Source organism: Pigmentibacter ruber, from assembly GCF_009792895.1.
GTDB classification, from domain to species: Bacteria; Bdellovibrionota_B; Oligoflexia; order Silvanigrellales; family Silvanigrellaceae; genus Silvanigrella; species Silvanigrella rubra.
The window spans coordinates 150,211-177,136 of record NZ_WSSC01000002.1 but is presented as its reverse complement, the minus strand read 5'-3'; the positions used below and the strand labels follow the sequence as shown (position 1 = coordinate 177,136).

31 protein-coding genes and 1 tRNA gene are annotated in these 26,926 nt (G+C 30.1%); 25 read left to right on the top strand and 7 right to left on the bottom strand.

Going from position 1 to position 26,926, the window contains the following annotated elements; genetic code table 11:
- Positions 1-49 precede the first annotated feature (49 nt).
- The 9 genes from GOY08_RS07255 (at position 50) to greA (ending at position 5,714) form a co-directional block, all read left to right on the top strand.
- On the top strand, positions 50-517 hold the full coding sequence (locus GOY08_RS07255) for a PTS sugar transporter subunit IIA (protein WP_158998230.1): 468 nt from the start codon (positions 50-52) through the stop codon (positions 515-517).
- Positions 514-1,416: an RNase adapter RapZ gene (gene rapZ, locus GOY08_RS07250; protein ID WP_158998229.1), complete on the top strand. Its 903-nt coding sequence runs from the start codon at positions 514-516 to the stop codon at positions 1,414-1,416. The genes GOY08_RS07255 and rapZ overlap by 4 nt, the downstream gene beginning before the upstream one ends.
- A 102-nt stretch (positions 1,417-1,518) precedes the next feature.
- Positions 1,519-1,845: a thioredoxin gene (trxA, locus tag GOY08_RS07245; protein ID WP_158998228.1), complete on the top strand. Its 327-nt coding sequence runs from the start codon at positions 1,519-1,521 to the stop codon at positions 1,843-1,845.
- Positions 1,846-1,892: 47 nt separating this feature from the next.
- Positions 1,893-2,741 (top strand): ribonuclease HII, encoded by an 849-nt coding sequence (locus GOY08_RS07240; RefSeq protein WP_158998227.1) that lies wholly within the window; start codon positions 1,893-1,895, stop codon positions 2,739-2,741.
- Positions 2,742-2,851: 110 nt separating this feature from the next.
- Positions 2,852-3,211 carry a hypothetical protein gene (locus tag GOY08_RS07235; protein WP_158998226.1) on the top strand — a complete coding sequence of 120 codons (360 nt, stop codon included), beginning with the start codon at positions 2,852-2,854 and terminating at the stop codon, positions 3,209-3,211.
- Entirely contained in the window at positions 3,183-3,662 is a 480-nt protein-coding gene (locus tag GOY08_RS07230; RefSeq protein WP_158998225.1) for a hypothetical protein, read from the top strand. The genes GOY08_RS07235 and GOY08_RS07230 overlap by 29 nt, the downstream gene beginning before the upstream one ends.
- 6 nt (positions 3,663-3,668) lie before the next feature.
- Positions 3,669-4,544, top strand: a complete 876-nt coding sequence (locus GOY08_RS07225) for an N-acetylmuramic acid 6-phosphate etherase (protein ID WP_158998224.1) — start codon at positions 3,669-3,671, stop codon at positions 4,542-4,544.
- A gap of 142 nt (positions 4,545-4,686) precedes the next feature.
- A complete protein-coding gene (locus tag GOY08_RS07220) occupies positions 4,687-4,935 on the top strand; it encodes a DUF1844 domain-containing protein (RefSeq protein ID WP_158998223.1) in 249 nt (82 codons plus the stop codon).
- Between the two features lie 278 nt (positions 4,936-5,213).
- On the top strand, positions 5,214-5,714 hold the full coding sequence (greA, locus tag GOY08_RS07215; RefSeq protein ID WP_158998222.1) for a transcription elongation factor GreA: 501 nt from the start codon (positions 5,214-5,216) through the stop codon (positions 5,712-5,714).
- A 32-nt stretch (positions 5,715-5,746) separates the two neighbouring features.
- Here the strand turns inward: greA and GOY08_RS07210 are convergent, their stop codons facing one another.
- A complete protein-coding gene (locus GOY08_RS07210) occupies positions 5,747-6,580 on the bottom strand; it encodes a hypothetical protein (RefSeq protein WP_158998221.1) in 834 nt (277 codons plus the stop codon).
- 198 nt (positions 6,581-6,778) lie between these two features.
- Here GOY08_RS07210 and GOY08_RS07205 point away from each other — a divergent pair, with 198 nt between their 5' ends.
- The 6 genes from GOY08_RS07205 to GOY08_RS07180 all read left to right on the top strand — a co-directional run bounded on the left by GOY08_RS07205 (position 6,779) and on the right by GOY08_RS07180 (position 11,240).
- Positions 6,779-7,033: a hypothetical protein gene (locus GOY08_RS07205; protein ID WP_158998220.1), complete on the top strand. Its 255-nt coding sequence runs from the start codon at positions 6,779-6,781 to the stop codon at positions 7,031-7,033.
- A gap of 8 nt (positions 7,034-7,041) precedes the next feature.
- Positions 7,042-7,356: a hypothetical protein gene (locus tag GOY08_RS07200; protein ID WP_158998219.1), complete on the top strand. Its 315-nt coding sequence runs from the start codon at positions 7,042-7,044 to the stop codon at positions 7,354-7,356.
- On the top strand, positions 7,356-8,420 hold the full coding sequence (locus tag GOY08_RS07195) for an AI-2E family transporter (protein ID WP_158998218.1): 1,065 nt from the start codon (positions 7,356-7,358) through the stop codon (positions 8,418-8,420). The genes GOY08_RS07200 and GOY08_RS07195 overlap by 1 nt, the downstream gene beginning before the upstream one ends.
- Complete coding sequence (locus tag GOY08_RS07190) at positions 8,413-9,063, top strand: RNA polymerase sigma factor (RefSeq protein WP_158998217.1); 651 nt, start codon at positions 8,413-8,415, stop codon at positions 9,061-9,063. Before GOY08_RS07195 ends, GOY08_RS07190 begins: the two co-directional genes overlap by 8 nt.
- A gap of 61 nt (positions 9,064-9,124) precedes the next feature.
- A complete protein-coding gene (locus tag GOY08_RS07185; RefSeq protein WP_158998216.1) occupies positions 9,125-9,892 on the top strand; it encodes a hypothetical protein in 768 nt (255 codons plus the stop codon).
- Positions 9,893-9,983: 91 nt separating this feature from the next.
- Positions 9,984-11,240 carry a tetratricopeptide repeat protein gene (locus GOY08_RS07180; protein WP_158998215.1) on the top strand — a complete coding sequence of 419 codons (1,257 nt, stop codon included), beginning with the start codon at positions 9,984-9,986 and terminating at the stop codon, positions 11,238-11,240.
- A 31-nt stretch (positions 11,241-11,271) separates the two neighbouring features.
- On the opposite strand, the gene GOY08_RS07175 is transcribed toward GOY08_RS07180, so the two are convergent.
- The 3 genes from GOY08_RS07175 to GOY08_RS07165 form a co-directional block, all read right to left on the bottom strand.
- Positions 11,272-12,786: a DUF2079 domain-containing protein gene (locus tag GOY08_RS07175; RefSeq protein ID WP_158998214.1), complete on the bottom strand. Its 1,515-nt coding sequence runs from the start codon at positions 12,784-12,786 to the stop codon at positions 11,272-11,274.
- Positions 12,787-12,956: 170 nt separating this feature from the next.
- On the bottom strand, positions 12,957-13,946 hold the full coding sequence (locus GOY08_RS07170; protein ID WP_158998213.1) for a sensor domain-containing diguanylate cyclase: 990 nt from the start codon (positions 13,944-13,946) through the stop codon (positions 12,957-12,959).
- Positions 13,947-13,952: 6 nt separating this feature from the next.
- Positions 13,953-14,420 carry an STAS domain-containing protein gene (locus tag GOY08_RS07165; protein ID WP_158998212.1) on the bottom strand — a complete coding sequence of 156 codons (468 nt, stop codon included), beginning with the start codon at positions 14,418-14,420 and terminating at the stop codon, positions 13,953-13,955.
- 125 nt (positions 14,421-14,545) lie between these two features.
- On the opposite strand from GOY08_RS07165, the gene GOY08_RS07160 reads away from it, so the two are divergent.
- The 8 genes from GOY08_RS07160 to GOY08_RS07125 all read left to right on the top strand — a co-directional run bounded on the left by GOY08_RS07160 (position 14,546) and on the right by GOY08_RS07125 (position 23,228).
- A tRNA-Leu gene (locus GOY08_RS07160) sits at positions 14,546-14,631 on the top strand.
- Between the two features lie 748 nt (positions 14,632-15,379).
- Positions 15,380-16,237, top strand: coding sequence for a LysR family transcriptional regulator (locus GOY08_RS07155; protein ID WP_158998211.1), 858 nt, complete (start codon positions 15,380-15,382; stop codon positions 16,235-16,237).
- Positions 16,238-16,329: 92 nt separating this feature from the next.
- Complete coding sequence (locus GOY08_RS07150; protein WP_158998210.1) at positions 16,330-17,289, top strand: L-tyrosine/L-tryptophan isonitrile synthase family protein; 960 nt, start codon at positions 16,330-16,332, stop codon at positions 17,287-17,289.
- Between the two features lie 149 nt (positions 17,290-17,438).
- Positions 17,439-17,585, top strand: a complete 147-nt coding sequence (locus tag GOY08_RS07145; protein ID WP_158998209.1) for a hypothetical protein — start codon at positions 17,439-17,441, stop codon at positions 17,583-17,585.
- A gap of 137 nt (positions 17,586-17,722) precedes the next feature.
- Positions 17,723-18,349: a translation initiation factor IF-3 gene (infC, locus tag GOY08_RS07140; RefSeq protein ID WP_202914040.1), complete on the top strand. Its 627-nt coding sequence runs from the start codon at positions 17,723-17,725 to the stop codon at positions 18,347-18,349.
- Positions 18,346-20,169, top strand: a complete 1,824-nt coding sequence (locus GOY08_RS07135; RefSeq protein WP_158998208.1) for a bifunctional 2',3'-cyclic-nucleotide 2'-phosphodiesterase/3'-nucleotidase — start codon at positions 18,346-18,348, stop codon at positions 20,167-20,169. The genes infC and GOY08_RS07135 overlap by 4 nt, the downstream gene beginning before the upstream one ends.
- Positions 20,170-20,323: 154 nt before the next feature.
- Positions 20,324-21,808 carry a methyl-accepting chemotaxis protein gene (locus GOY08_RS07130; protein ID WP_158998207.1) on the top strand — a complete coding sequence of 495 codons (1,485 nt, stop codon included), beginning with the start codon at positions 20,324-20,326 and terminating at the stop codon, positions 21,806-21,808.
- On the top strand, positions 21,801-23,228 hold the full coding sequence (locus GOY08_RS07125; RefSeq protein ID WP_158998206.1) for a FecR family protein: 1,428 nt from the start codon (positions 21,801-21,803) through the stop codon (positions 23,226-23,228). Before GOY08_RS07130 ends, GOY08_RS07125 begins: the two co-directional genes overlap by 8 nt.
- Before the next feature lie 6 nt (positions 23,229-23,234).
- Here GOY08_RS07125 and GOY08_RS07120 read toward each other — a convergent pair whose 3' ends face one another.
- Positions 23,235-23,978 carry a Clp protease/crotonase-like domain-containing protein gene (locus tag GOY08_RS07120; protein WP_158998205.1) on the bottom strand — a complete coding sequence of 248 codons (744 nt, stop codon included), beginning with the start codon at positions 23,976-23,978 and terminating at the stop codon, positions 23,235-23,237.
- A 91-nt stretch (positions 23,979-24,069) separates the two neighbouring features.
- A complete protein-coding gene (locus tag GOY08_RS07115; RefSeq protein WP_158998204.1) occupies positions 24,070-24,612 on the bottom strand; it encodes a GNAT family N-acetyltransferase in 543 nt (180 codons plus the stop codon).
- Positions 24,613-24,691: 79 nt separating this feature from the next.
- On the opposite strand from GOY08_RS07115, the gene GOY08_RS07110 reads away from it, so the two are divergent.
- The gene (locus GOY08_RS07110) at positions 24,692-25,330 is read left to right on the top strand and encodes an SOS response-associated peptidase family protein (protein WP_158998203.1); all 639 of its coding nucleotides are present in this window, start codon (positions 24,692-24,694) and stop codon (positions 25,328-25,330) included.
- A gap of 67 nt (positions 25,331-25,397) precedes the next feature.
- Positions 25,398-26,141 (top strand): substrate-binding periplasmic protein, encoded by a 744-nt coding sequence (locus GOY08_RS07105; RefSeq protein ID WP_158998202.1) that lies wholly within the window; start codon positions 25,398-25,400, stop codon positions 26,139-26,141.
- On the opposite strand, the gene GOY08_RS07100 is transcribed toward GOY08_RS07105, so the two are convergent.
- Positions 26,142-26,909, bottom strand: coding sequence for an MnmC family methyltransferase (locus GOY08_RS07100; RefSeq protein WP_158998201.1), 768 nt, complete (start codon positions 26,907-26,909; stop codon positions 26,142-26,144).
- Between the last annotated feature and the right edge of the window lie 17 nt (positions 26,910-26,926).

Genomic DNA, 26,926 nt, shown 5'->3' with positions numbered 1-26,926 from the left:
AAAGTAACCATAATTGTTTCAAACGTTCATTTTACAGCGGAAAATTAAAATGACACTTTCAAGCATCCGCAATCTTATACAAGAACAATCAGGAAATTTATTTCTTCATTCTAAGTCAAAAGATGATTCTCTGAAAGAAATCTCTGAAATGATTTCTCTTGCAAAAAAAAATATTGATAAAATGGAAATATACACTTCGTTGCGTGAACGTGAAGCAAAAGCTAGTACTGGCGCTGAGTTTGGTGTCGCTTTCCCTCATGCCTATTCTACAAAAGTAAACGAAACAGAATTGTTTCTTTTTATATCAAAAGATGGAATCCCATTTGAAGCATTTGATCAACTCCCGACTAAAATATTTTTTGTTATTTTATCTCCAAAATATCCCAAAGTTCCAAAAATCTCTAACCTCAATATTATCGCAAATATTTGCAGAATTATGAAAAGTGAAGTAATTAGAAATAGGATACTTTCAGCAAACAACTTAGAAGAAATTTTGCTGTGCTTGGAGCCTCAATGACAAATGATTCTAATGCAATACAAACTTCGCCTAAAAAAAATGTAATAATAATTTCTGGACTTGCAGGTTCTGGGAAAACAATTGCTATACACGCACTTGAAGACTTGGGCTATTATTGTATTGACAATTTGCCGGCAGTACTTTTGCAATCTTTTGCTGATTCCATTGTAGAAAATACTTTAAAAGCTTCACATATCGCTCTAGCCTTAGATTCACGAGACACTGACAATCCTGTAACTTTTGAGAAAATATATCCATTACTGTTAAATTCTTGTAATTTAACTGTTTTATTTTTCAAAGCAACTAGTGATGTTATCATGCGGAGATTTAGAGAAACAAGAAGACAACATCCATTAAGTAAAGCAAATCCTCTTTTAAATTTACATGATATTATAGCTCTTGATGAAAAAACTTTGGAACCTATTTTCCACTTGGCAAATAGAACCATTGATTCCACTCACTTATCATCGCAAAATTTAAAAAAGTTTATTTATAATCAGTTTTCAATAACTGGAAAACAAGGACATTTGCTTCTAAATATTGTATCATTTGGATTTAAACATGGTACACCCTCAGATCTGGACACTTATTTTGATGTACGTTGTTTTAAAAATCCGCATTATGAGCCAGAAATCAAGCATTTGACAGGGTTAACAAAAGAAATTAAGGACTATGTGTTTAGTGACCCCAATGTTGACCTTTTTATAAACAAAGTTACTAATTTGATTAACTTTTTTTATCCATTATACTTAGATGAAGGAAAACATTATTTTTCATTGGGAATTGGATGTACAGGTGGAAAACACAGAAGTGTTGCAATTGCAGAAGAACTTGCCAGTATTTTTCGCAAACAAATTCCACTTGTAACTATCGAACATCGCAATATAGATAAAGATTAGTCGCTATCTTCCTCTTGACCAAAGCGTTTTCTGTTACAACTTATCGTTTAGGAGTGCAGTTTTTAAAACTGCAGAAATTATAAATGTTGAAAGGATAAGCAAATGTCAGACTTAGTATATAAAATAACAGAACATAACTTCCAAACCGAAGTCTTGGAAAGCAAAATACCAGTGCTTGTGGACTTCTGGGCTGATTGGTGTGGGCCTTGCAAATCATTGGAACCTGTTTTGGAGCAAATTGCACAAGAACAAAAAGGAAAAATTAAAATCTGTAAAGTAAATGTGGAAGATAATCCTCAATTAGCAGCAAGCTTTAATATTCGTAATATTCCATTTCTAGCTTTTGTAAAAGATGGGCAAAAAGTGGCTGAACTTGTAGGCAACCAACCTAAGCAAGTTATCATGAACCAAATTAATGCTCTACAATAAAAATGCGCATTTCAAAATTGAATTTTTTTCACAATGAATTCTTTTTATTGAATAATTTATTGAAGGAACAGATATTTAAATTCGTATCAGTTCCTTTAATTATTTCTATTGATGAAGTTGGAAGAGGTTGCGTGGCTGGTGCGGTTGTGAGCTGTGTAAGTTTATGGATAGACACTACCTATTTTAAATTACCTTGTGAAAAAAAATATAAAAAATTATGGTTAGAACTTATTAATGACAGTAAAAAGTTAACAGAAAAAAAACGCCAAGAATGTTTTGATATTATTTTGCAAGACTATGAAATAACTTTACAAGATATTATCTGTGCTGAAAAAGATAATATAAAATCATTTAATATGTTAACAGATTCAAAAAATAAATTGCATTTTAAAGCAGAAGAATTTTCCTCTGGAAACATTCTTAATTCCAAGAATAACTTAGAATGTTTACAATTTGTAATTGGTCAAGCAGGTCCTGCAGAAATTGATTCCATAAATATTTGGAATGCTGTGCAGTTATCAGTAGCTAGAGCACTGATAGAGTTGCAAAAACACGTTAAAATAAATTTTCCTTTTTTAGAAGATCAATTATCTAATGCTATTATATTAATGGATGGAAAACATTTTTTAAAAGTTCCAACAGAATTTTCCCAAAATTTACAAGTAACAGTGACAAAAGCAGATGGATTATTTACAAGCGTTGGATTTTCCAGTATAATTGCAAAAGTTTTTCGCGATACACAAATGATACAACAAGATAAAAAATTTCCAATATTTGGTTTTGCTAAGCACAAGGGTTATGGTACTGCTAGTCACCTAAGTTTAATTCAATCCCATGGGGTTTGCGAAATTCATCGTAAAAGTTTTTTAACGAACCACCTTAATTTAACTCCATAGCTGTTTCATTTTTTATAATACCTCTTAAAAAAACTAAAGAATTTTCTGCTAAGTCCGAAGTGCCTAGTACGAAGGATAAAAGGAAAAAAGCTGAAGCTTTGAGGTAACAAATGGTGTCAAAAAACCCTGCTCAATCTAATCCAGTAGATGTCTCTTATGAGCTCTATAGGGAGCTTGCAGGAGAAATTTGTGCTCCATTGGATGATTTTGATTTAACAATAGATCTCCGCTATGAGCTTTATACAAGCAAATTAACATATTTATATAACATTCAAGAACAATGCTTTCGGTGTATAAATTCACAAGAAGAATGCAATTCATATACTCAAGAAGATTTGGTTATTATTCAAAACGCTATTGAGGTAACAAAGGAATTTATCCGTCAAACTATTAGAGAATCACTTCAAAATGGATTAACAATAGCAGAAAAGAAGGCTCTTGATGCTTCCAGAAATAAATACAATTCTTGAAGTATTTGAGCGTATGTCTCTTGATGATAAAGTTTATTTTAGCTTTCCAAATGAAGAGGACATACAAGTTTGTATTTTATTCAATAAAAAACCAGATAAAAGGAATTGGAGTCTGTGGTTTGCTATGAATGAAGAAGCTTCAAAACAAACATTATCAGTCCTTCATCTGCAACAAGTTTTAAAAGCATTTAAAATTAATGAAAAAGTTTTCCTAAAAGAAATAGCTGATGTATTATTACTGCAAGCTGCTTATGCAGATGAATTCATCCGCCAAATCTCAGAAGTTTTAGGGAAAGATGCTGTGCAAAAATCAATTCTCCAAACGCAAAATTTTATGGATGAATTAGCTGAAAAAATTAGAAGTTTAATTCCTTCAGATAATGAACAGAGTATAGAAGAAAAAAAACAGCAAAAAGCAAAAAACAAAAATAAATTTAAAATTGTAAAGTAAAAAAGTATGACTGATACTGAAAATAAGAGTGAAAAATATAATAAATTGGATTTATGGGATACTAAAACAATTTTAGATACCATTCTCGAATCCCAACTTAATGCCATAGCTTCAATTAAACTTATTTCAGATGAATTAGAACAAACCGTAACAAAAGCCGTTCCTTTATTAGAGTCAGGCGGAAGACTTATTTTTGCTGGTGCTGGCACATCGGGACGAATTGCCGCACAGGAATGCGCAGAACTCTATCCCACATTTTCATGGCCAAAAAATAAAGCACATTTCCTTCTTGCAGGTGGACAAAAAGCTTTTTCTGAAGCAATAGAAAACGCTGAAGATGACATTACACAAGGAGAACATGATGCTACCAAACTAAAACCTACTGCAAAAGATATTTTTATTTGTTGTGCAGCAAGCGGACGTACACCATATACGTTAGGAGTCATGCGGACAGCTAACCTTTCAGGATCATTAACAATAGGCATCTCTTCTGTAGCTCAATCTCCACTTTTAAATGAAGCTAAAATTAAATTAAATGCCAAGACTGGGGCAGAAGTTATCGCTGGCTCTACACGAATGAAAGCTGGAACGGCACAAAAAGTGATTTTAAATATGCTTACAACTGCTATTATGATTCGTTTAAATAGAACCTATGATTCATTTATGATTGATTTAGTTGCAACGAATGAAAAACTAAATAACAGAGCGGTTAAAATTGTTGCAGGAATTTGCTCGGTTACAACTGAAACTGCAAAAGAAGCACTAACCATATGTAAAGGAAAAGTTAAATTGGCCTGTGTTTATCTAAAATATAAAAACTTAAAAACAGCCGAAGAAGTCCTTCTCGAACACGAAGGTAACCTTCGGAAATGTTTAGAATAAAAATCAAACCAAAGACTTTCCGCCTTTCTCTCCGGTCTGAAACATAAAAATGAAAGAATTTTACCACAAATTAGAATATTTGAATTCAACTTTTAAATGATTATGATAAGCCTAGTGGCGACTCTTTTTGGGAGAAGAACATATGCGAGAACATTCTTTATTCGATCTTCTTGTTTTATCATTAGGAAATGCAGCACTTGTAGGCCTGGGCATCGTCCCAGAACCAGGGACAAACACAAATAAGAAAGATCTTGAATCCGCTAAATACAACATTGAACTGCTTGAAACTTTACAAAAAAAAACAAAGGGTAACCTTTCACAAGCAGAAGATGAAATGCTAGCAAGCTTACTTTATGACCTACGATTAAAGTATGTTGAAGCTAAGAAGTAAGCATGCTATCCTACAACGGTGTCATTGAAAAAAAAATGATACGCTTATTATAAGCATATCATGCGGGCTGAACGACTTCCTTGCCATTCAGCCCGCTGGTTAGTTTATGAAACTTATTCTTCCTTTCAAAAGAAGGAAGAGTTCACTTTGCATGTGAACTAAAACTAGTGAGAGGGCATTTTGCCCGTAGATTTTAGCGAATCGACCTTTATACTCAATAAAATTGGTGGAAAGATCGGTTTGTTTCTTTTTTTATCCAAATTAAAAAGGTAACTATTATGTCTGTTGAAACAAACTCTCCCATTCCAATTACCTCAATCGGGCACGAAAAGCTGAAAGAAGAATTGAAAAGATTAAAAACTGTAGATCGTCCAAAAGTAATTTCAGAAATAGCTGAGGCCAGAGCTTTGGGAGATCTTTCAGAAAATGCTGAATATCATGCTGCAAGAGAAAAACAGGGCTTTATTGAAGGTCGTATTATGGAACTCGAAGATAAATTGGGTCGTGTTCAAGTTATTCAAATTGGCAAAGGAAAAACGGATAGAGTTGTATTTGGCGCTTTAGTTTCCTTAGTTGATGTAAGCGATGACTCCAAAGGAGAAGAAAAGTGCTATCGAATAGTAGGGGATTTAGAAGCTGATATTAAGAACAACGCAATATCGATTTCAAGTCCACTTGCAAAATCACTCATTAACAAAACAATTGGTGACATAGTGACCGTAAATCTTCCAAGGGGAGAAAAATATTACGAAGTGAAAGACATTCAATTTACTGAATAATATTATTTAAATCTATCCTCCCCTGCTATTACTTATCTTTTCGGTAAAACTGAATTTATAGCTTGATTGAAATCTCCAATTTGAAGTGTTAACCCCAATGCTACAAAGTAGCTTTCATTTTCAAGTCCTATTGTATTTAAATAAGTGTTTGAAGAACCATTATTTAAAGTAATCAAAGCTTGTTTTCGCCAACCTCCTTGAAATGTGATAGCTTTATTTCTTGTTACAAAATAATCAAAACCAGCAAAAGCTGAAAACATATCAGGAACTGGTGAAATCATTTTTTCGTTGCCCGAATTTGTAGTGATTTTCATTTCTGGGTACCAAGTTGCTCCATATTCAAATCCTGAAAGCACTCGAAAATGTTGTCCCATATTCACAACCAATCCTCCAAGCAAAGTAGGGAATAAAACTCCGTAGCTTTGCTTTAATTTGCCGTAGGGTTCCACTTCAGAAAGAATACCTGCTGTTGTTCCAATAAAAAAACCGAAAAAAGATATTATATTTATATGATAAGCGTATCTTAGATAAAAAGCAGCATTTGCTCCTGTATTGGAAAAATTTGAAATCTTGTTTTGGTTTGAGGATGCTGACATTTGATTAAAATTCCAAGTGGAATACTCGCCTGATAAAAGAAAAGATAGGTTATGCCCTGAACGAAAAACAGGAATATAATCAAAGGAATCGACAACTTCATCTTGAGCAAAAAGTTCATTCATAAAAAAAAGAGAATGTGTTACTATCGAAAGAAGGATGTTTAATTTTTTATAGGGAATCATCAAATTATGTCTTTGTCTTTTCAAAAAAACATAGCATCTTTTTTTATTTTTATTTTGGGTGTTTTGTTGATCAAATTTTCTAGTCATGCGTTAGCAATATCCCTATATGGCAGTTTGACAGCATTTTTTCTCTTCATATTTCTCATTTTTATCCAAAAATATAATTTTGAACGTTTAAATTTCTTTTTATTTCACTATCTATCCTTTGCATTTATCCTTATCTTTCCATTAGCTGAAACTTGTATTCTTGCACTTTTAACAATTTTGTTAAGAGAGAACATTTTAATGGCAAAACAACAGGCTGAAAAAGGCTCTCGTTTTAGTCTATTATCGGATTTAGGAATCATAAAACCGAAAAGACAATTTTCTTTAAGCTTAAAAAAAACATTAATATTTACAATAACCTCATTATTAAGTTGGTGTATTGCAAGCCTTCTTCCATTAACAGGCTTACCACTTGCTTACTTTATGCTTTTCCTATTTGCTATGGCAATTGGAAGTCTTATTGTAGATGAACTTGCCATTGCCAAAAAGGAATAGGAGAAAAAATGGGCAATCATAATTTTTCATTAGATTGGAAAAAAATTCAGGAAACATTGTCCGATGCCGCTAAAATTAGTTCTAGAGAACTAAAGCGTGGCGTGGACGAAGCAAAACGTCAAATTGGAAAAGTGCAAATAGTGCAAAAAAGAAAAGAATTATTTGCCGAGCTGGGACGAAATCTTTATGAAGCTTATGTTGATGGTTTACCTGAAGAAGTAGAAAATTTTTTAAAACAAACTGAGCTTTATGAAATTATTGAAGATCTTAAAGAAACAGATAAAGAATTAATGAAACTAAGAGGCGAAAGCAAGGAAACATAATGAAATCATATAGAGGTAAAATATTTTTTCTTTGCTTTTTTTTAGCATCCCTAGGGATATTTTTATTTCTAAATATTGTAATTGGGCCAATTATTTTTGCTTTTTTAATAGCATATTTATTAAATCCTTTTTTTGAATTTTTAGAAAAAAAAGGTATAAATAGAGCATATATTTCTTTTGCAACATTAGTAGTATTTGCATTATTATCTTTACTTGCTGTGTGGATATTATTTCCAATTCTTTTTGAGCAGCTAAGAGGTTTGATTAAATTATTACCAGGTTTTAAAATTTATCTTGAAGAAAACTTGTTACCTAAAATACAAACAATTATTTCCGAATTTACTGGACAAAAGCCTTATAAAGTTATTTATCTTTATGACTTATTCCCTATTAATGTTGACAAGGTTAGTCAAACTTTACTTGTAAAAATTGGTGACAGCACAAGATTTTTAGTATCAGTTTTATTATTAGTTATTTTCACTCCATTCTTTTCTTATTTCTTTATGCGTGATTTTACAAAAATGCATAATATTATTTTTGATCTTATTCCAATTGACTTAAAACCTACATTTATAGAATTCAAAGAGGAAGTAAATGCAAAATTACGTTCTGTTTTGCGTGGACAATCCATAGTTATCTTAACATTATGCGTGTTATATCCAAGCGCTTTGCTTATTGCGGGATTACCTACAGCAATTGCAGTGGGAATATTAACAGGATTAGCAAGGCTGGTACCATACATGGATATCTTAGTCGGAAGTTTTCTTTGTTTTTTTGTCTTAGTGACAAATTCAGCTTCAACTCATCTTATTTTTACTGTCTCTCTAGCTTTTTTAGTTGTACAATGCTTAGATGGATTATTCATCACACCAAGAATCATGGGACGATTCTCAGGATTACATCCTTCTCTTGTTATTCTTGCTGTTCTTTGCTTTGGAGACTGGTTTGGTTTTTACGGTGTTTTATTGGCAGTGCCTCTTGCAGCCGTTGGAAAAGTATCCTTTGCAATGATGATTAAATCATATAAGGAATCTCAATTTTATAAAAATGGTAGCAATGGATAATATAAATTGCATTGAATCAATCATAGAAGTTGAGCTGAATTGGAATGAAGAATTTGTTCTTTATTCCAAAAAACATTGGGATGGGATGTACAGATTTTGTTTTAGCTTATGTAACAGCAAGCTACTTTCAGAAGACATTCATCAAACCTCTTTATTGAAAGCATTAAAGGCTTTCCCAAAGTTTTTATTAAATTATAAAAATCCTATCATATCTAAAGAAGATATCTCCGTTCTTTTCTTATCAGCAGAAATTCAATACCACTTTAAAAATTGGCTCTATAGAATTGTTAAAAACACATATATTGACGAACAGCAATTACATAAAAAATGGAAATTTGATTACTCTGAAGAAACACTTCAAAGCCTTAGCACAGAGAGCCTAGAACTCAGTGATTTGAGTGCAAATAAAAACGATGATCTGCAAAAAAATGAAAAGGAGTTTTATAGATTAGCTTTAGATGACAATTGGAAAAAACGTTTTTCTGAATTAAATGACAGGCAAAGAAGTGTCATCTATCTGGCTGCCGAAGACTACTCATATAAAGAAATATCATCAATCTTAGGAATTCCTATAGGAACAGTCATGAGCACATTGTCAAGAGCATTAAATAAACTAAAAAATACTCCTACAGGTAGGGAATAAAAACACTCCCACAAACGTTTATAAAATTGAATGACTGAACTTAACTTGAGGTGTTTTTAAAATGTTACCAAAAAATCCAAATATTCAAAATGAAAATGAATCTTGGAAGGAACAGGTTAAAAACCATTTCCAAAAGCATTCTGTTTCTTCCCAAAGAAAGCGGCATCTCGAAGAGCTACTTCTAAATTCAGGAAAACAGAAAAATATTAAATTTTTCAACAATTTAACTCAGAAGTTAAAAAAAGTCTATCTTCCAAGTAAAAAAATATATCTTTCGCATGTTGTCACAGCTCTTGTCGCTGCCTCAACAACATTCTTTTTCCTTAATGTGTTTGAAAATTCTAATCATGACTTCATCTCGGAAATGGTTTCTGCCTTACAAGACGCAAATGCTTTGCCTCCAGATTTTGACCTTGTAGGAGATTCATCCGCTTTGCCACAGCTTTCAATGGACTCCTTGCCTAATCAATCTTTTGAACCAGTTATTCCACAACAATTGGCACAGTCATATTTTGCGGCTGAAGGAAGATTTTTTCTTTTTAAAGGACTCCAGGGTGTTAGCATAAAAATGGAACCAAACCTGTTGAATAAAAAAGTGATTCGGAAAAAACCTGCCACATTGTATATTGTTAAATTATCAAAAAAGAATGAAAATTTCCCCAAAAAAAATGTGTTGAAAAAAATTCAGGCTTCTGCAACCAAAATTAAAAAAGTTTATGCTTGGCGAGAAGGAGCTTACGGTTACGTTATGGTTCAGCCTATTGCCGCAAATGAAAATACTCTTGAAGACAACATACTAGTTAATGATGAATGGAATCCTTTAAATTAAATTTTTGAGCTTAACTCTTAAAAAACTTCTGCATAAATAAAATTTTGAATAGAAACACCGAAAAGCCACTACAGTAAGATGAGGGCTTTTCATGAAGATAGATCATTCAAAAGAATTAGAAAAAAAGTTAAAAATTCTTGTTGTTGAAAGCTCAATTGAACTGAGATCTTTTTATTCTGGAGCCATTAAAAAAAGTGCGTACTTTGATGTACAATCTGCAGCAAATCATACGGATGCTTTACAAATTTTAAGTAATGATTTTGAAAATTATCATTTTATTTTATTTAATTGGCAGTCTTCATCTATTCCCATAAGTGTTTTTATTCAAAATATACGGAGAAATTTTAACTACGATCACATTGAATTAATAGCTTTTGCCCAAAACTTAAATGAAGAAGATGCATTTCTTTTTTCTGAACTAGAAATTCACTACACAATTCCTAAAATTGTAAATGGTGCACAGTTACTTAAAAAACTAGAAGAAATAAGAAACGATTACCATTTTTTTCATCCTGTACTTCGCAAAATTAATGAATTAAAACATTGTATTCATATTGAAGATTTAGAAAAATGTGAAGAAATTATTCAAGATCCAAAAATTCAACACAAAATTCTCCACAATCACAAATATTTATACCTACATGGTGAAGTATTAATATTACAAAAAAAATACACTGAAGCCATAAAATTTTTTGAGGATATTTTAAAAGATAGAAGTAAAATTAATCAAATAGAAACATTACGCACAATGAGTGCATTAGGTAAAGCTTACTGTCTTGCTGGAAAAAATAATGAAGCATTAATGATATATGAAAAATTAGAAGCCAAAAGCCCTAGAAACTTAAACCATAAAATTATGGTAGGTGAAGCTTTGCTAGGATTAGAAGAAACTTACAAAGCTGAAGCTAAATTTCATGAAATACTTGAAAAATCACCAAAAGATAAACAGGCTTTAACAGGTATGGTTAAATCAAATTCAATTGCTGGAAAATATGATATTGCAAGATCTTTTTTTGATCAAATCGAAGGAGAGTTTGAAAGTAAATCATTGGCTAGTTACTTTAATAATCGAGGAGTGCTTTTAATTAAGAAAAATAACTTTAATGAAGCAGTGGCATTTTACAAAAACGCTTTATATTTCTTTAAAAAACATAGAGGTTTAATAAGTTTTAATTTAGGTATGGCCTATTATCGCAATCATAATATTGAGGCCGCTGCAGAGTTTTTTGAAGATGCTATTAAAACGTTAGATGATCAACAAATTTCTCAGAAAGTGTTACTTAAAGCTTTTAAAGAAGAAGGCGCAGTAAACTTTATAGCAAAATATAAATTAAAAAAAGTTGGTTAATTTATACTTTGATTAAATATTAGAAATCCCTTTATTTACATTCAATCTTACTACTATCATAAAATACTTGATAATATTTATCTTGATATATAGATTTAAAATTACTATTTTGTGTTATCTTCTCAAGAGAATTATTATAATTAATAAGACAATTTACATTTTCGATATTGTTATCACATCTATCACTTGCAAATTTAAAATTTTCAGGGGTTGCAATGATTACTACTTCTGCTTTTTCAGATTTATCCAAAAGATACTTAGTTTTAGAATTTGGCAGAAAAGAAAAAGTTTTATGATCTGTGGCAAAAATTTGCGGTTCTTTTTTGCAAAACTTCTTTATATTATTTAAAACTTTATCAAAATGTTCTAGTTTATTACTATATTTTAGTTTGTAATCTTCCGAGTTTGATGCTCTATTTATTCTAATTAATAATATAATAGACAATAATATTAATAAACCTGAAAAAATATATTCATATTTTGGTATTTTATTCCTAATAAAATTATAAAAAACAAGCATTCCAGCAAGGGATGCGATATAAAATCCTGGAAGCATCATGGCTGAGTTATACCAAAAAAGATGACTTTTATCAGTTGCATTGGAAAGAAATAAGATCATCCCAGGAATATGCACGCAAATCCATTGTAGGGGATTAAATACTCCTAAATAATAAAATGCTTCATTAAATCCAGTTATACCAGAACTTTTTAAAGCTATAAGAACTTCTAACGGATGAGTTAAAACATTAAATACAACTTCAGTACCAGAATTTCCCCAATGCGACCAAAATCTATTAATCCAATAAGCTTTATCTGCTCTCATGAGTGGCATAAAAACAGTTAAATTTAAAATTACTACAACTGTACAAAGAATAATCATATAAAGTATATTAAATTTAGTCTTTTTTTCTAACGGTATGATATTTTTTGGAATAAACAAAAGAGAAAGTAATTGAAAAGAAAGAAATAAACCCATATCTTCTCGCACTCCAAGTGCAAGAATAAGAGGGATAGAAATTGTTAAAAAAGATCTATTTTCAAGTAACATGGTTAAAGTTAACAAAGAAAATGAAAAATATATGATTTCAAAATGCCCAGCAACAAAATTGGCATTGATAAATTTATTAGAAAAAAACAAGAGGGATAGAAAAATAGTTGAACTTATTAGAAATAGTTTATTAGTAAATTTACTTAATATTTTTCTATAAATGAATGTTAAAAAGTAGATAATTGAAAAACAGCCTAATATATTTCCTAAAATAACTGTTAAAAATTGGGATTCAAAAAACTTATAAAAAGGAACTAGTAGAAATAAAGTTGGTGTCCAATGCAATGACAAATGACTAATACCATAAGTATCTATAAAAAACGTTTTTCCTTTTCCTGTATTTGCAAGAAAATCAGAAATTAATCCAAGATCATAAAAATCCATTCTAAAGCTTGTATTTACAAAAAAAGTCCAAGGAACAATAATTGATTTTACAGTAAAAAAACAGAAAAAAAATATCAGAATATATTTGGGGAAATTAAATTTTGAAACATTCATGAATAAAGCCCTTTAAGTTCTTCTATAAGGATAAAAGACGAAAAAAACATTAAACTATAATAAAAATTTATTCAAACCATATTAAAAAAACTATTTTTTCATATTCCTAAATAACTAATTTTATTTTTAAGGAGTTTCTAATTTTAAATGGAAATATTTATAATTTATTTTTAAACTTCAGGATTGGTTCCTAAAAATGTCTGCGCAGGAATACGACCTTGACCAAAATCTACTATCACAACATTTCTTCCACTCTCTTTTGCCTGATACAAGCATTCATCTGCTCGTTTAACAGCATTTTCTTTTGTATCGTCAACACCTTTAATTAGAGTCACACCAACGCTTGTTGTAACAGGAATTCTTGTACCATTAAAAACATATTCATTATTTTGAATGGCCTGTCTAAATTTTTCCGCTGCCACCGCAGCTCCGCGTTCGGATGTATCAAAAATCAAAACAAGTAATTCCTCGCCACCATACCGTCCCAAAACATCTGAACGCCGACTTTGTGTCTTTAATATTCTTGCTGTTTCAGCCAAAACAAAATCACCGGCTTGATGGCCATAGGTATCATTGACGGATTTAAATTTATCTAAGTCAAACATAATAACGCTTAATTTTGGTATAATATTATTGCTTTTGCAGCGTTCTATTTCTTTATCAATTTGTTCTTCAAAATATCGTCTGGTATACAGACCAGTCAAAGGATCTGTAATAGATTGAATTGTTTTATCTTTATATTTGGATTGTAAATTTGTTTCAGCAGTAACATCACGTAACAAGAGACATGCACCAAGCATTTTTCCATCATTTTCATAGTATGGATAACTGCTTATAATAAGAGTTAAGTTTTTTCTTTTTGATAAATTAATTGCTGGAACTTCATCTATTCTTGTTGGGGCATTTGATTCTAAAATTTGTTCAATAGCACTTTTTTCACTTCCTGGAATAGTAGTAGAAAGCATTTCTTTTAAATTATCAATTCTACGAATATCTATCGACCGCAATTCTATTATTTGACAAAACGCAGCATTGAATTTCAATACTTTTTGTTCTTTGTTGATAAGAACAAAAGCATCTAGAAAGACTCTAGTAAAATCTCTATGCGCTTCAAACTTTTCAATCAATCTTGAGTCGAGAACGCTTTGATTTTCCACCATGCCACCTCAACGCATTAAAAATACAAAATATTCATCTTCTAATTCTTCAGTCTGCATGGCGCAGTCATCATTGTCACACTTTGGAGCTGGTGGATAAGTTTTTGGCGGCAATGAGGCTGTTTCAAAAAGTTTTTTGTCCTCTTTGTTGCATATTTCACAGATATAATTGACATAAAAGCTAGAAACTGTAGCTTTCCCAAGAAAACTAGGAATCATGTTAATTTGCATAATGATGTCTGTAGTACATTCAGTAAATGATATTTTTCTTCCCTCTTCTAAGGTACGCAAAAAACTTACCCAAGCCCTAACCCCAAGAGAGTTAATACTTTTTACCTGTGCAAAGTTAAAAATGATGTTTTTAGCCTCTTTTAATTCGGAAACTAAATTTTTAAAAGCTATTTCAGAGTCTTCATTAATAACTCCAACAAGGCTTACGCTTTTTCCATCATCATTCTGTACGATGGAGTATTCCACAGCTCTTCCTCCGCTTTAGTTCGCTAGTAAGTTCTCGTATGATCTTATCAATTTTTTAAGCTCAGAAGATTTTAAAGAGATTTTCTTGACATTCTAGGCAACGATTACTAAGGAAAGGAGACTAGGCTCTTGTGGCGGAACTGGTAGACGCGCGCGACTCAAAATCGCGTTTCCATCGGAAGTGGGAGTTCGATTCTCCCCGGGAGCACCATTCTAAGATTCTTCTTTTTTTAAAACTTACATATTAAATTAAGTAATTACTTTGGTGTTTCTAAATTTTATATGAGATTTTTGAAGCTTATTCCTGATATTGTTATATTTAAAAATTACCCTTTACGTTTAGAAAATCAGGCTATTGATATTATCAAATTAAAATATTTTTATAAATTAGAAATTGATAAAATATTAAAACTTTTTAGAACAGAAATTATAAACAAATAATCATTATTTTATTAGCGCTTAATTTTAAAAAAAATTTTAATGTTATAGATAAGTGAAATATTCAAGTTTATTCAAACCTAAAATTTAATATTTTATTATTCATTAACCCCTAAATATGAGTAATTTAGAAATAAATACACATATATTTAAAATATCAGTTTTAATTTTACTAGGAAATTTTTAAAAAATCCTTATTTTACATCTATTTTCTGCATTTTATTCTAAAGGTAAATTTGCTAATTTTGCAAATAATTTTCTAGACTAGCTATAATTTTTTGCTTAATTTACAGCACATCCGAAAAATTTGGAAATTAGATAAAATAAGAAAAGATCCTTAATATTTTTTTTGCTTGATCTTTCTAAATTATCAAATCCACTTTGCATAATATCGCTTAAATTTTTATAAATCTCTTAATTTTCTATGTACTCCTTTAAATCTGCAAAAATTTCTATTAGCTTAAAAGTATTTTAGTTTTCCTAATGCCTAAGTTTTTTGTAGTAAGAAGTAAAGGTGCAAAATGCTTCCTAATTCTAATGATCTTGAATACTTTCTTGAAGTAACAAAAACTTTAAATATTTCAAAAGCAAGTGAGCGAATGGGTGTTGCTCAACCAACAATCACGCAATCTATCCATAAATTGGAGTCTTTGTTGGGAGCACAGCTTCTAATCAGAACTAGAACAGGAGTACATTTAACAAAAATTGGGCAAAAAATGTCTAATCAAGTAGCTTTCATTTATGAATATTGGAATTCAATGCGTCGAGAAGTTCAGCATGATTTATATGAATTGCATGGTAAATATACAATAGGTGTTCATCCTGCAGTCGGTTATTATACTCTTCCAATTTTTTTCAAAGAAATATTTTCAAAAGCTCCAAATATTGAAATTGACCTAATCCATGATTGTTCACGAAATATTATTGAAGAGATCTTAAATTTTAAAATTGATTTTGGTTTTGTTGTAAATCCTATTAAGCATCCAAATTTAATTTTAAAAAAAATTTGTGATGATAGCGTTTGTATATTTGAAGCTAAAAATAGCAGATATAGTGATATTTTATTTGGAAACTTAGACTTACTACAAACACATTGGATAATTAAACAATTAAAAAGAAGTAATTTTAAATATAAGCATTTTGTATCCACACCTGATTTATTTATCATTCATAAAATGGTTATAAGTGGCGCTGGTTACGGTATATTACCTTCGTTAGTTGTCAAATCACAAAATAGTAGTAATTTGACGCTTGTTAACACAAGTTTGCCGCAATATAAAGACCAAATTTTCCTTGCATATAGGAGAGAAACTTTAACATCTAACTCAGCTAAATTAATAGCTGAAATATGCAAAAATATAGCAATTTCTAATCCATAAATTTCATTTATCTTTCCAATAAAATTATTTTATTTTACGTAACAGGTTTTATTTTTTATCATTCATTTAAAATAAAAATTTTGGAGAGACATATGAAAAATGAGGATGATAAGTATTTTTCAATTGACTGTTTTATTTGTGAAAATATTTTAGAAAAGATTTACTCCATTAGAAAAATACCTTATAAATTAACTAATACATATGAAAACAAACTACTTTTAAAAAAATGCATGGATTTTCATTTAGATAAAATAAAAAAATTTGTGCAAAAATCTTTACCAATAGAAATGATTATACCAGCATTTCCAGTAAAATCTCCAAACCCTAATAAAACAATATCTTGTTTTCCAGATTATGCTGAAGTTCTAGCCTTAAAAAAACTTCAACATCTATGCAATAGCATCAAGGAAATATATCCACCTGGTGCAATAATTACAATTTGTTCTGATGCAAGAGTTTTTTGCGATATTATTCCCTTTATTGAAGATAATATTTCTAATTATTCATCTGAAATAATTAAAATTATTCAAACTGAAAACTTAAATAATTTATCAATTTTTAAATTGGATAATTTATTTTCACATATTGATTATGCAAAAATGAAAAGTAATTTTGTCAAAGAATTTCCTGATAATGTTGAGTCACTCAAAAGGAAAAGATTTTATTCACCAGATTTTTTTGTAATGTTTAGTGGATTAAATAAATTTATATATGAGGATTTAGTTTATATTTATCAAGATAAGTCTAAACCTTGGATTAGAAATGAGGCAAAAAATTTAACCTTTCAAATCATTCAAAGAAGTAACACTTGGAGTAAGTTAATTGAAAAAAACTTTCCACAGGCTTTAAGGCTTTCTATCCACCCTCAGTCTGCAATTGCAAAAAAAATTGGGGTCAACCTAGTTGATGCAGACGATCTTTGGAGGACGCCTTGGCACTCTGTATGCTGCTGGAAAGATAATCAATTTTTTCTGACTTCAAAAGAGCATGCTCTGGCTCTTGGTGCCCATTTGGAAAAAGCTGAAGAAAAGTACCCTTATTATAAGTTGTGATGAGTTCTACTATCTTAAAAGCCGAGCCTTAGAATTATAAAAGTCCTTGTCAAACGAAAAAAAATGAGGCATGGTTGCAGTTTCTAAGGACGATCTAGAAAAAGAGAGCCTTATCTTTTTAATTTATTCATTAATTACAAGAGGTTATTATGACTTCACCAACCGACAAAACAAATCGTTGCCGCGAAGCTAAAAAAGTAAAAATGGGCAAACAAGCTAAAAATAAATTACGTAGAACGGGAACAACTCCTAAGTTGTTCGCGCTCAATAAGCCAACACCAAATGAGCTTAAGTAATCTTTCATTTTGGAAAACAATTTTCATTCATAGAGAAGAATTTTCATCCTACTATCATGCATAAGTTATGAAATTTTGCATGCTTGTAATGAGAACCACCTTCTCTTTTTTATTTTTTTTTGCAGACATGATAGATTTTGGATGTTATAACCCAAGAACAGTTGTCTTCAATCAATAAAACAACCTTCATTAAGGAGAATGCACACTATATGCGTCCAATGGGAAACCAACAATCTCGTACCCCCACCCAAGATGGCCCTAGAATCAATGACAGAATTAAAGCACCAGAAGTTCGCCTTATTTCCGATACTGGAGAGCAAGTAGGCGTATTACCCATCCGTGAAGCTCTTTCAAGAGCGGAAGAGTTAGGGCTAGACTTAGTTGAAGTTTCACCTGACGCAAAACCACCTGTGTGCCGCTTAATTGACTATGGTAAGTTTAAATATCAGCAGAGCAAGAAAGCTCAAGAAGCAAAGAAAAAACAAGTAGTTATAGAAGTTAAAGAAATAAATTTGACTCCTAATACAGAAAGACATGATATAGAAACAAAGCAAAATCACATTAAGAGATGGATTGCCGAAAAAGCTCGTGTCCGTGTTGGGGTAAAATTTAGAGGGCGTGAAATGTCTCACGTAGATCTAGGTTATAAAGCTCTTCAAGAACTTATGGCCGGTTTAGAAGATATTGTTGTACAGGAATCAGCACCACGTTTGGAAGGCCGTAGACTTGTTGTAACACTTCTACCAAAAAGCGAAAAGGTATGACCTCATCCAATTGTTATCAATTGGCCATTTTAGAGACATCAGACTTACACTGTAGTATTCTTCCATATGATTATTATAGTGACAAAAAGTCTGATTTTTTTGGTCTTGCTAAAACTGCAAGCCTGATAAAAAAATACCGTAAACTTTTCCCGCATTCATTGCTTGTTGATAACGGTGATCTCATCCAAGGGAATGCCTTATCAGATTATTTAAAGCAGTTTAAGATAATAAATGAAAAAACAATTCATCCCATCATAGAGGTTATGAATTTTCTAGAGTATGACATTGCAACTTTAGGAAATCATGATTTTAATTATGGAATTGAATTTTTAAAAAAAGTAACAAATCAAGCTAAATTTCCTTATATTAATTCAAATATATTTTTAAAAAACTCTAAAAATAAAGATTTAAAAGGAGATCCCCTTTATCCAAAATCTTTAATTATTGAAAAAAATTTTAATGTAAATGACAAAATTAATATTGGTTTTTTAGGAACAGCACCTCCACAAATATTAATTTGGGATAAGCATATTTTAGAAAATAAAATTGTTATAGATGATATAGTAGATGCAGCCACTAAAACAGCTAAAGAATTAAAAAAAGCCGGTGCAGATATTGTTATTGCTTTAGCACATAGTGGTATATTACCTGTTAAGTATATTAAAAATTCTGAAAATGCTGTTTATAAATTAAGTAAAATTAAAGAAATTGATGCTATTTTTTCTGGACATGCCCATAACATTTTTCCTGGAGGAAAGGTTTATGATCAAAAAGAAAAATTTAAAATTGATAATCTAACAGGAAAAATTAATAACAAACCTGTTGTCATGCCTGGTGCTTTAGGAAGTCATTTAGGTGTTATCATCTTTAAACTTGAAAAGTTTAAAAAAGGATGGAAAATTAAAGAAACTTTTACTGAACTTCCAAGTGTAAGAAGTGTCGAGGAAGACTCAAAAATTGTTTCTTTAGTGGCAAATCATCATGTAAAAGTATTAGATTATATTCGTGCTAAAGTTGGAAAAACTCAACTACATTTTCATTCCTGGTTTTCTACTCTTGAATCTTCTTATGCATCTCAATTTATTCAAAAAATTGCACAAGAATACGTAAAAAATAAATTAGCAGAAACAAAATGGAAGGATCTTCCTGTTATTTGTTCTTTTGCACCTTTAAATACAGGCTCACATGGTTCAGCTTATATTAATATTTCAAAAGGCGATTTAGCTATAAAAGATATCTGCAATTTATACCCTTATGATAACGAAGTTAAAGTTTTATTAATTAATAAAAGTCAATTAAAAGACTGGTTAGAATTTAGTTGTCAATCTTTTCAACAAATCAAAAATAATGATGCAGATGAAATAAATATTATAAATCCTTTATTTCCAAGTTTTAATTTTGATTGCATTTATGGATTAACTTATGAAATAGATGTATCCCAGCCTATTGGAAATAGGATTGTAAATTTAAAATATCAAGATAAAGAAATTAAAAAATTACAAAAGTTTGCTATAGTAACAAATAACTATCGTGCGGCTGGTGGTGGTAATTTTCCAAATGTTACAAAACTCAAAATAATTTATGATACTACTGAATTATACCGTGACATAATAATAAAAAAAGTAAAAGATATAAAAGAAATCAATTTTCAGTTAGAAAAAAACTGGAAGATTAAGCAATTAAACACTAATTTAAAACAAAAGATTATATTTGAAAGTTCGTTAGACTCTATCCCATTTCACCCAAAATATCTTACCCCATATACTAAAGATTTAACTAATAAAAGAGTGAAATATCTTGTCGATATGACAAAAATTTGAATGAAAATTATTTCCTCTTACTTCTAAGCTATTTTAAAAATTGAATTGTTCTTTTGTCTATGCATATGACAAAAATTTGAATACCCAAAGTTTTGTATAGATATTAATATTAGATTGTGAAATACAAATATCAAATCTGAAAGAATATCTTACTATGCTGAAAAAATTGAGCATTAAGCAAAAAATGGTGTTTTGGAATATCTTAATTGTAATTATTTTTACCATCACTCTGGTTTATTTAGGCAATGAATCAATAGAAAGAATGATGGAAGAAAAAAGGACTCAAATTAGAAATCTAACAGATTCTGCAGCAAACCTTATTTACAAATATGTAGACCTAACAAAAGAAGGTAAAATATCGAAAGAAGAAGCTGTAAATGCAATAAAAATTGCATTAAATGCTGCAAGATATGATGGAGATAACTATTTTTTTGTTGGAGACGAAGAAAGAAGACAAATCATAAACCCTAAACGTCCCAAAGATGATGGAGTCGTTCAAAACTCTACACAATATAAAATGTTTGTTGAAATTCTCCAAAGCAAAAAACAGGGGGAATTCTTAAGTTACTTTACAACTAAACCTGGTTCAGAGGGTGATTTTCCTAAATTAACTTACTTGCGTACAATACCTGAATGGAACTGGTATGTTGGTACTGGCATATATATAGACGATGTAGATAGGCAAAAAAGAAAGAATTTCATTGTTGAAGGATCTATCTGCATTATATTAGCCGTTCTTTTAACAGGGGGAGGACTAATTTTAGCAAATTTTATCTCTATTCCACTCACTAAACTCACAAGTATGTTAAATCAATCGTCTAATGACATGGAACAAAAATCACAATATTTAACTTTAATGAGTGAAAATGTTGGAAAATCTTCAAAAGCACAAGCAAATTCTATCCAAGAAACCGCTGCAGCTATAGAAGAGGTAACAAGTATGATTGCTAGAACTTCAACACTTACACATAATTCAGAAGAATTATCTAAAACCATTAGTCAACAAACAGAAGAAGGCAACCAAGCTGTAAATGATATGGTTTCTTCTATGGCCGCCATTCAAGAGGCAAGTCAAAAACTTTCAGAAATTGAAGAGATCATTATTCAAATTGAAAATAAAGCAATGGTTATTAATGATATTGTTTCAAAAACTGAACTTTTATCGCTCAATGCTTCTATAGAATCAGCAAGAGCTGGTGAATACGGAAAAGGTTTTGCCGTTGTTGCTGAAGAAGTAGGGAACTTAGCAAAAACAAGTGGCAAGTCATCAAATGAAATAAGGGAACTCCTAGACAAAAGCAGAGTTAATGTAAAAAATATTCTTGAATTAACTGTAAGCCGTGTTGCAGAAGGGCAAAATAGAACACAAGTAGTATCAAGCATTTTTAACAAAATAATTCATGATGTAAATGAAATTCAGACTCAAATGACACAAATCACTGAAGCCACAAAGGAACAAGAAATTGGTGTGAAACATATTTCTGAAGCCATGTCTAAAATTGATCAATCCGCAATTAAAAACCAAGAAAGCGCTGATAAATCTATTGAGGCTTCTAAAAGCATTCTTATCTTAAGTGAAGATTTAAAAGATATCACTAAAAAGACTAAAAATATCGTATTTGGAGAAAAAATTGCTTAAAGTAAAATTCTTAACTTTATTTTTTTGTATTTTTCTTTTTCCGAAAGCAGCTTTTGCTACTGATGATGAAGTTGGAAAAATTGAAAATATTGTAGGAAAAGCTGAATTTATAGTTGGCAAAGAAATGGTGCCTGTTAAAAGAGGCGATCTTATACATCCAACAGATGTGATAAAAACTGGAGAAAATACGATTGTTAAAATTCTTTTTTATGATGGTGCAGATATAATTCTCTATGAAAAATCTGAATTAAAAATAAAAGAATATACTGTTAATTTAGAAAGTGAGAAAAAAAGTTTAAAAGGTGTTTTTGAAGATATTAAAGGAAAAATACGTTTCTTTGTCAAACCTGACAAAACTGTCCAAAATGATGTAAAATACAAAACAAATAATGCAGTAATGGGAGTGCGTGGTACGGGTGGGTTTATTGTTGCGCCAGAAACGGGAGAAACACAATTAGTAGTTACTACTGGGAAAGTTGAACTCAGTAACCCAGCACAACCTGATATTATTCAGGAAGTAAGTGAAAATCAATGGGGAAAAATAGTTGGAAATGAACCTCCACCTCCACCAGAACCTGTAACTCCAGAACTCATACAATCATTAAAAGTAGAAATTCCAGAAGGATTTGAAAATCCTCCTCCTTTAGAAGATGAGAATCAGCAAGAACAAAAAGATGAAAAAAGTAAACAACAAGGTAATATCGTTCCACCACCAGTGGTGCCACCAGTGAAAGAAGCTGCAGCTAAGAATAAAAATGATGACGCAGATGATGATACAGAGTATTTTAGAATAGGCCCCACTTTCAGTGCCGGTATGTTCAATTTCTTTTCATTTGGACTTGAATCAAGGTTATTCCATTTTCTTGGTTTAAGCGCAAACATAGGTGGGATACAAAATTTTAATTTAAAAAATTATCCTCAACTTTCAGATAGAATAGATAATAATAACAATAATACTCCAATTCAAAGTACACAAGCAGATATTTCCCATTTTGAAGTTAGAGCTGTTATTTATCCTTTTTTTGGTTCATTTTTTATTGGTGCAGCATATGGAAACAGAAAAGTTGATGCAAGGATAGATGCATGTGAATACATTTCAAATTTTGGCGGAACTTGTATACCTTTAAGAGCCTATTTAAAAATTAATACTACTTATGTTACGCCACAGTTTGGTTGGTTATTCGTAAGTAAAAGTGGGTTAAGCATAGGTACCGAACTTGGCGTACAAATTCCAGTACAATCAGGATCTGAAGACTTTAATGCGCAGGTTCTCGCTACAGACCAAAATCAAATCAATGCGGTTTATAATTCATATGCTTTTTATGATTTTCAACGGCAAGTAAGAGATAACATAGGTGATTATTTTAGAAGTAAAACTTTGCCATTTTGGAATATTATTAAAATCGGTTGGCTTTTTTAAAAAAATTTACTTGTAGATAAATCTTAATCCATTAACTTCATTATTAGAGTCATCACTGTAAGAAACAGACTCTTGTTTAAATTTTTGTTGCCCTTTAACATTTTTAAAGCCGTATTTTGCAAATGTTTGAGGAGAAGGTAATAAGAATTCATAAAAATTTCCATCATTCAATCCTTTATCATTTTGAAAACTTAAATCAAAAAATTCTTGTTTTATACCAAGAGTATTAAAATAATTATGATCTGAAACCATTGCATTAAAAAGAGAATTTGAAAATATTGTATATGAATCCGTGAGATCTTGGTTTGACATATTTCCTATACCATCTGGATACCTTATAGAAGTAAAATCATTCATTGTTTTAATTTTATTATTTGTTTCCTTATAAAGGGATACCATATTCCCGTGAAATCCAACCCAACCATTACGAATTTCTTTTATATTTCCAGCCGTAAATAAATAATTTGCACAGGACGAGGCACAGTAACCATCTACAATTATGTGCAGGCGATAGGATAACAAGATTTTAGCAATCTTTAAAGCTTCTTCAGCATCACCTCCTTCTGAATTTAGATAAAGTCTTTTATCTGTTCTTTTTAACACACGCAGTAAATTTACTTTATCACCTGAAGTTATTTCGCCTGAAAACTTAATAGAACGACTATCTACCCTTGTCCACTCACCTGCTAGAGCAAAACTAGGAATACTTGCCAAAAACCCTAAAACTCCTAATATAAAATTAGTCTTCATTTGTAATGCCTTCCATAGCAAATTAAATATTTTTATATAATTTTAAAAAGAAACAATTATTATTTTCATTTTTTTTAAAATATTGTTAATCCTAAAAATAAGCAATTTCTGTTTGCAATAAATCTTCTACTATTTTGCTATAAAATTCTGCCGTACATTTTATCATAAAAACCGATTTAGAATATTTTTGTAATTCCATTGGTAATGGATGAAAACCAAATTTTTCATAATAAGCTGGATTTATATCAGAAAATAATACAAATGAAGAATAATTATTTAACTCAATATAAGTTTCTGTAACCCCATTTAATAATAAACCGGCATATCCTTTTTTTCTTTCATTCATCTTTGTGCAAACAGTTCCAATACCTATAATTTTTTGGCCTGAATTTAATTGATATTCATAGCACATGAGTGAGGATACTATTTGTTTATTTTGATTTACCAAAACGTAACGAATTCCTTTACGATATTTTTTTGATTCATAACAGGCTTGAATATGTTCTGGTAGAGTTTTTCCTTCACCCCATTCATCAAATCCCATTTCAAATACTTGAGGAAGTTCCTCAGTTTTAGCAATTCTTATTTCTGCATTACTTAATTTTATTGGAAACAATACTATGGGTTGTTCCATGATTTATCCTTTCAATTTACATTGCTTAAAATTTTAAGTAGTCTATAAATAAAACATTTTAAGTTTATAAAGGCCAAAAATGTGCGCTCAATTTCAGGTTGAACAAATAAAGTTTAGAAAATCTTTAGCGATATTTTCATTAGAACTTGGTAACATACATTGGAGAGAGAGAATACTACCACATTTAAAATCACCTGTCATTATAAGTAAGAATAAAAGATTTACGCTGGAACTTTTTAATTTTTCCCTCATTCCTTCTTGGTCCAAAGTAAAAAAACCAAAATTTTCTACTCATAATGCTAGGATTGAAACAGTTTTAACTAAACCAACATGGAAAAAACCATTTTTATTAAATCACTGCCTTGTGCCGATAACAGACTTTATTGAACCAATTTATGAAGGAAAATATGCTGGAAACATGATAAAATTTAGCTTCTCTGAATGTATTTTTGTTCCTGCAATATATGACGAATGGCTTGATCCAACAACAGGTGAAGTGATTGAATCTTTTTCTATTTTAACCACCACTCCAGGTTCATTTATTGAAGAAATAGGCCATGATCGTTCTCCAATTTTTCTTCCGCAAAAGATTGAGTATTTTACTAATTGGTTATCTATTGATAATCGTGATAATAAATATTTTATCAAACTCCTTAATTCGCATGTCGAGCCCCCAATGATGATAAGTATTGATAGAAAATTAAAGAAAAAAGGTTAAAATAATTTTAGATTGGCATTAGTATGAATTTATTTGAACTGAGTAAATACTAATTTAAGGAGTTTTTGTGAAGAGAAAAAAAATTATATATTTTTTAATATCTTTAATAATCAATAAAGCTGCTACACCTATCCAGGCAGAATCTATGAAAGTTTGCTTTGAAGATTTTAAACCTTCTGCTTATTTTATAAATGATAAACCAGCTGGAATTGATGTTGAAATATTAACTGAGATTATGCAAACACAAAATATTGAAGTAAATTATGTTATGAAACCTTGGAACAGTTGCATATATGATTTAGATATGCAAAGAGTAGATGCTGTAATTCCAATGGTATATAGTAAAGAAAGAGATGAAAAATATTCATTAGGTTCATCAATTAGAACTCGGGGTAATTTTCTAGTAGCTTCAAAAAATTTTACAAAAAAAATTAATAGCTTTAAAGATATGGATAAATTATCAGTTCTATTTGGAACTGGATATTCTATTTCTAAAGAGTTTGATGAAGCCTCAAATTTTAATAAAATTAGTGTGACATCTTCAGATTTTGTATATGAGAAAATATTAAATATGGTTTCTTCAATGAGAGTAGATGTCGGTATTATCGATGCACAAATATATCCTATTATCATAAAAAAATTAAATTTAGAAAACAAAGTTAAAATTCTTGATTTTAAATTAACCAAAGAAACTCATGTTGGCTTTACAAAAAATAATAAATTTTTTCCTCTTTATGAAAGAGGTATTAAAAAAGTAGATTTAAATTATTTAGTAAATAAAAAAATCGAAAAATATTTAAAAAATAATTAACTATATCTCTTTTATTGCAAAAATGCATTCTCTTTTTCCCGAAAAACCTACTTTTGGAATTATTTTGAAATTGCATTCTTTTAATTCTTTTTTTAATATTGAACGACTTGCATATGTAGCAAAACAACAATAATTTAGTAAATTTTTTTCTTGTAAAACATTTTTTATAACATTTATTTGCCATAAATCTGGCGTGCTTTTTATACTAAATGCATCAAAAAAAACTCCGCTCACAGGTCTTACCAATTTAGTTTCGTTTGTAAATTTGCTGTTTAAAATAATTTTATTATTAAAAATTAGTTTCTTCATATAATTCATTATATCAATTGCAGCCAGATTATAATAAACTGCCATTTTAGAAACAATATCCTTATAAGTATCTTCAAATAATACAGGAACTGCTTTCCCTAGAAAAAAATCTTTAAAAAAACAAATTAAATTTTTATTACTCTCAAAAGATTGTATGCAAAAATCTTCATTGTCAAGAATTGACTTTTTCCTAGCTAAAAGCTGAGATACTACCATAATTTCAATATAACCCAAACCTAATCCAATTGATAATAATGAAATTTTTTCCTGTTTATCAAGGAGAAAGGATACTACAGGAGAATAAACATAGAGAGTTTCAGAAAATGCACCTTGTAAGCTATGCATTAACTCAGATATATTTTCTGCTTCCTGTAAAGAAATACTTATTGAATGATCTATAGTTTTGAAGAAATTTACAGAAAACTCTACTGAATTAGAAAAATGAGCAAATAGTGACATGGCTTATATTACTTTTT

What these genes read in the sequence shown, in the direction of transcription:
- GOY08_RS07100 (WP_158998201.1), bottom strand. Translation starts at nt 26,909, where the DNA reads ATGTCACTATTTGCTCATTTTTCTAATTCAGTAGAGTTTTCTGTAAAT.
- GOY08_RS07175 (WP_158998214.1), bottom strand. Translation starts at nt 12,786, where the DNA reads ATGAATGTTTCAAAATTTAATTTCCCCAAATATATTCTGATATTTTTT.
- GOY08_RS07115 (WP_158998204.1), bottom strand. Translation starts at nt 24,612, where the DNA reads ATGGAACAACCCATAGTATTGTTTCCAATAAAATTAAGTAATGCAGAA.
- GOY08_RS07230 (WP_158998225.1), top strand. Translation starts at nt 3,183, where the DNA reads ATGCTTCCAGAAATAAATACAATTCTTGAAGTATTTGAGCGTATGTCT.
- greA (WP_158998222.1), top strand. Translation starts at nt 5,214, where the DNA reads ATGTCTGTTGAAACAAACTCTCCCATTCCAATTACCTCAATCGGGCAC.
- GOY08_RS07205 (WP_158998220.1), top strand. Translation starts at nt 6,779, where the DNA reads ATGGCAAAACAACAGGCTGAAAAAGGCTCTCGTTTTAGTCTATTATCG.
- GOY08_RS07255 (WP_158998230.1), top strand. Translation starts at nt 50, where the DNA reads ATGACACTTTCAAGCATCCGCAATCTTATACAAGAACAATCAGGAAAT.
- GOY08_RS07235 (WP_158998226.1), top strand. Translation starts at nt 2,852, where the DNA reads ATGGTGTCAAAAAACCCTGCTCAATCTAATCCAGTAGATGTCTCTTAT.
- GOY08_RS07220 (WP_158998223.1), top strand. Translation starts at nt 4,687, where the DNA reads ATGCGAGAACATTCTTTATTCGATCTTCTTGTTTTATCATTAGGAAAT.
- GOY08_RS07170 (WP_158998213.1), bottom strand. Translation starts at nt 13,946, where the DNA reads ATGGTGGAAAATCAAAGCGTTCTCGACTCAAGATTGATTGAAAAGTTT.
- GOY08_RS07135 (WP_158998208.1), top strand. Translation starts at nt 18,346, where the DNA reads ATGACCTCATCCAATTGTTATCAATTGGCCATTTTAGAGACATCAGAC.
- GOY08_RS07145 (WP_158998209.1), top strand. Translation starts at nt 17,439, where the DNA reads ATGACTTCACCAACCGACAAAACAAATCGTTGCCGCGAAGCTAAAAAA.
- GOY08_RS07110 (WP_158998203.1), top strand. Translation starts at nt 24,692, where the DNA reads ATGTGCGCTCAATTTCAGGTTGAACAAATAAAGTTTAGAAAATCTTTA.
- rapZ (WP_158998229.1), top strand. Translation starts at nt 514, where the DNA reads ATGACAAATGATTCTAATGCAATACAAACTTCGCCTAAAAAAAATGTA.
- GOY08_RS07120 (WP_158998205.1), bottom strand. Translation starts at nt 23,978, where the DNA reads ATGAAGACTAATTTTATATTAGGAGTTTTAGGGTTTTTGGCAAGTATT.
- GOY08_RS07185 (WP_158998216.1), top strand. Translation starts at nt 9,125, where the DNA reads ATGTTACCAAAAAATCCAAATATTCAAAATGAAAATGAATCTTGGAAG.
- GOY08_RS07155 (WP_158998211.1), top strand. Translation starts at nt 15,380, where the DNA reads ATGCTTCCTAATTCTAATGATCTTGAATACTTTCTTGAAGTAACAAAA.
- GOY08_RS07225 (WP_158998224.1), top strand. Translation starts at nt 3,669, where the DNA reads ATGACTGATACTGAAAATAAGAGTGAAAAATATAATAAATTGGATTTA.
- GOY08_RS07130 (WP_158998207.1), top strand. Translation starts at nt 20,324, where the DNA reads ATGCTGAAAAAATTGAGCATTAAGCAAAAAATGGTGTTTTGGAATATC.
- GOY08_RS07210 (WP_158998221.1), bottom strand. Translation starts at nt 6,580, where the DNA reads ATGACTAGAAAATTTGATCAACAAAACACCCAAAATAAAAATAAAAAA.
- GOY08_RS07150 (WP_158998210.1), top strand. Translation starts at nt 16,330, where the DNA reads ATGAAAAATGAGGATGATAAGTATTTTTCAATTGACTGTTTTATTTGT.
- GOY08_RS07195 (WP_158998218.1), top strand. Translation starts at nt 7,356, where the DNA reads ATGAAATCATATAGAGGTAAAATATTTTTTCTTTGCTTTTTTTTAGCA.
- GOY08_RS07200 (WP_158998219.1), top strand. Translation starts at nt 7,042, where the DNA reads ATGGGCAATCATAATTTTTCATTAGATTGGAAAAAAATTCAGGAAACA.
- trxA (WP_158998228.1), top strand. Translation starts at nt 1,519, where the DNA reads ATGTCAGACTTAGTATATAAAATAACAGAACATAACTTCCAAACCGAA.
- GOY08_RS07190 (WP_158998217.1), top strand. Translation starts at nt 8,413, where the DNA reads ATGGATAATATAAATTGCATTGAATCAATCATAGAAGTTGAGCTGAAT.
- GOY08_RS07180 (WP_158998215.1), top strand. Translation starts at nt 9,984, where the DNA reads ATGAAGATAGATCATTCAAAAGAATTAGAAAAAAAGTTAAAAATTCTT.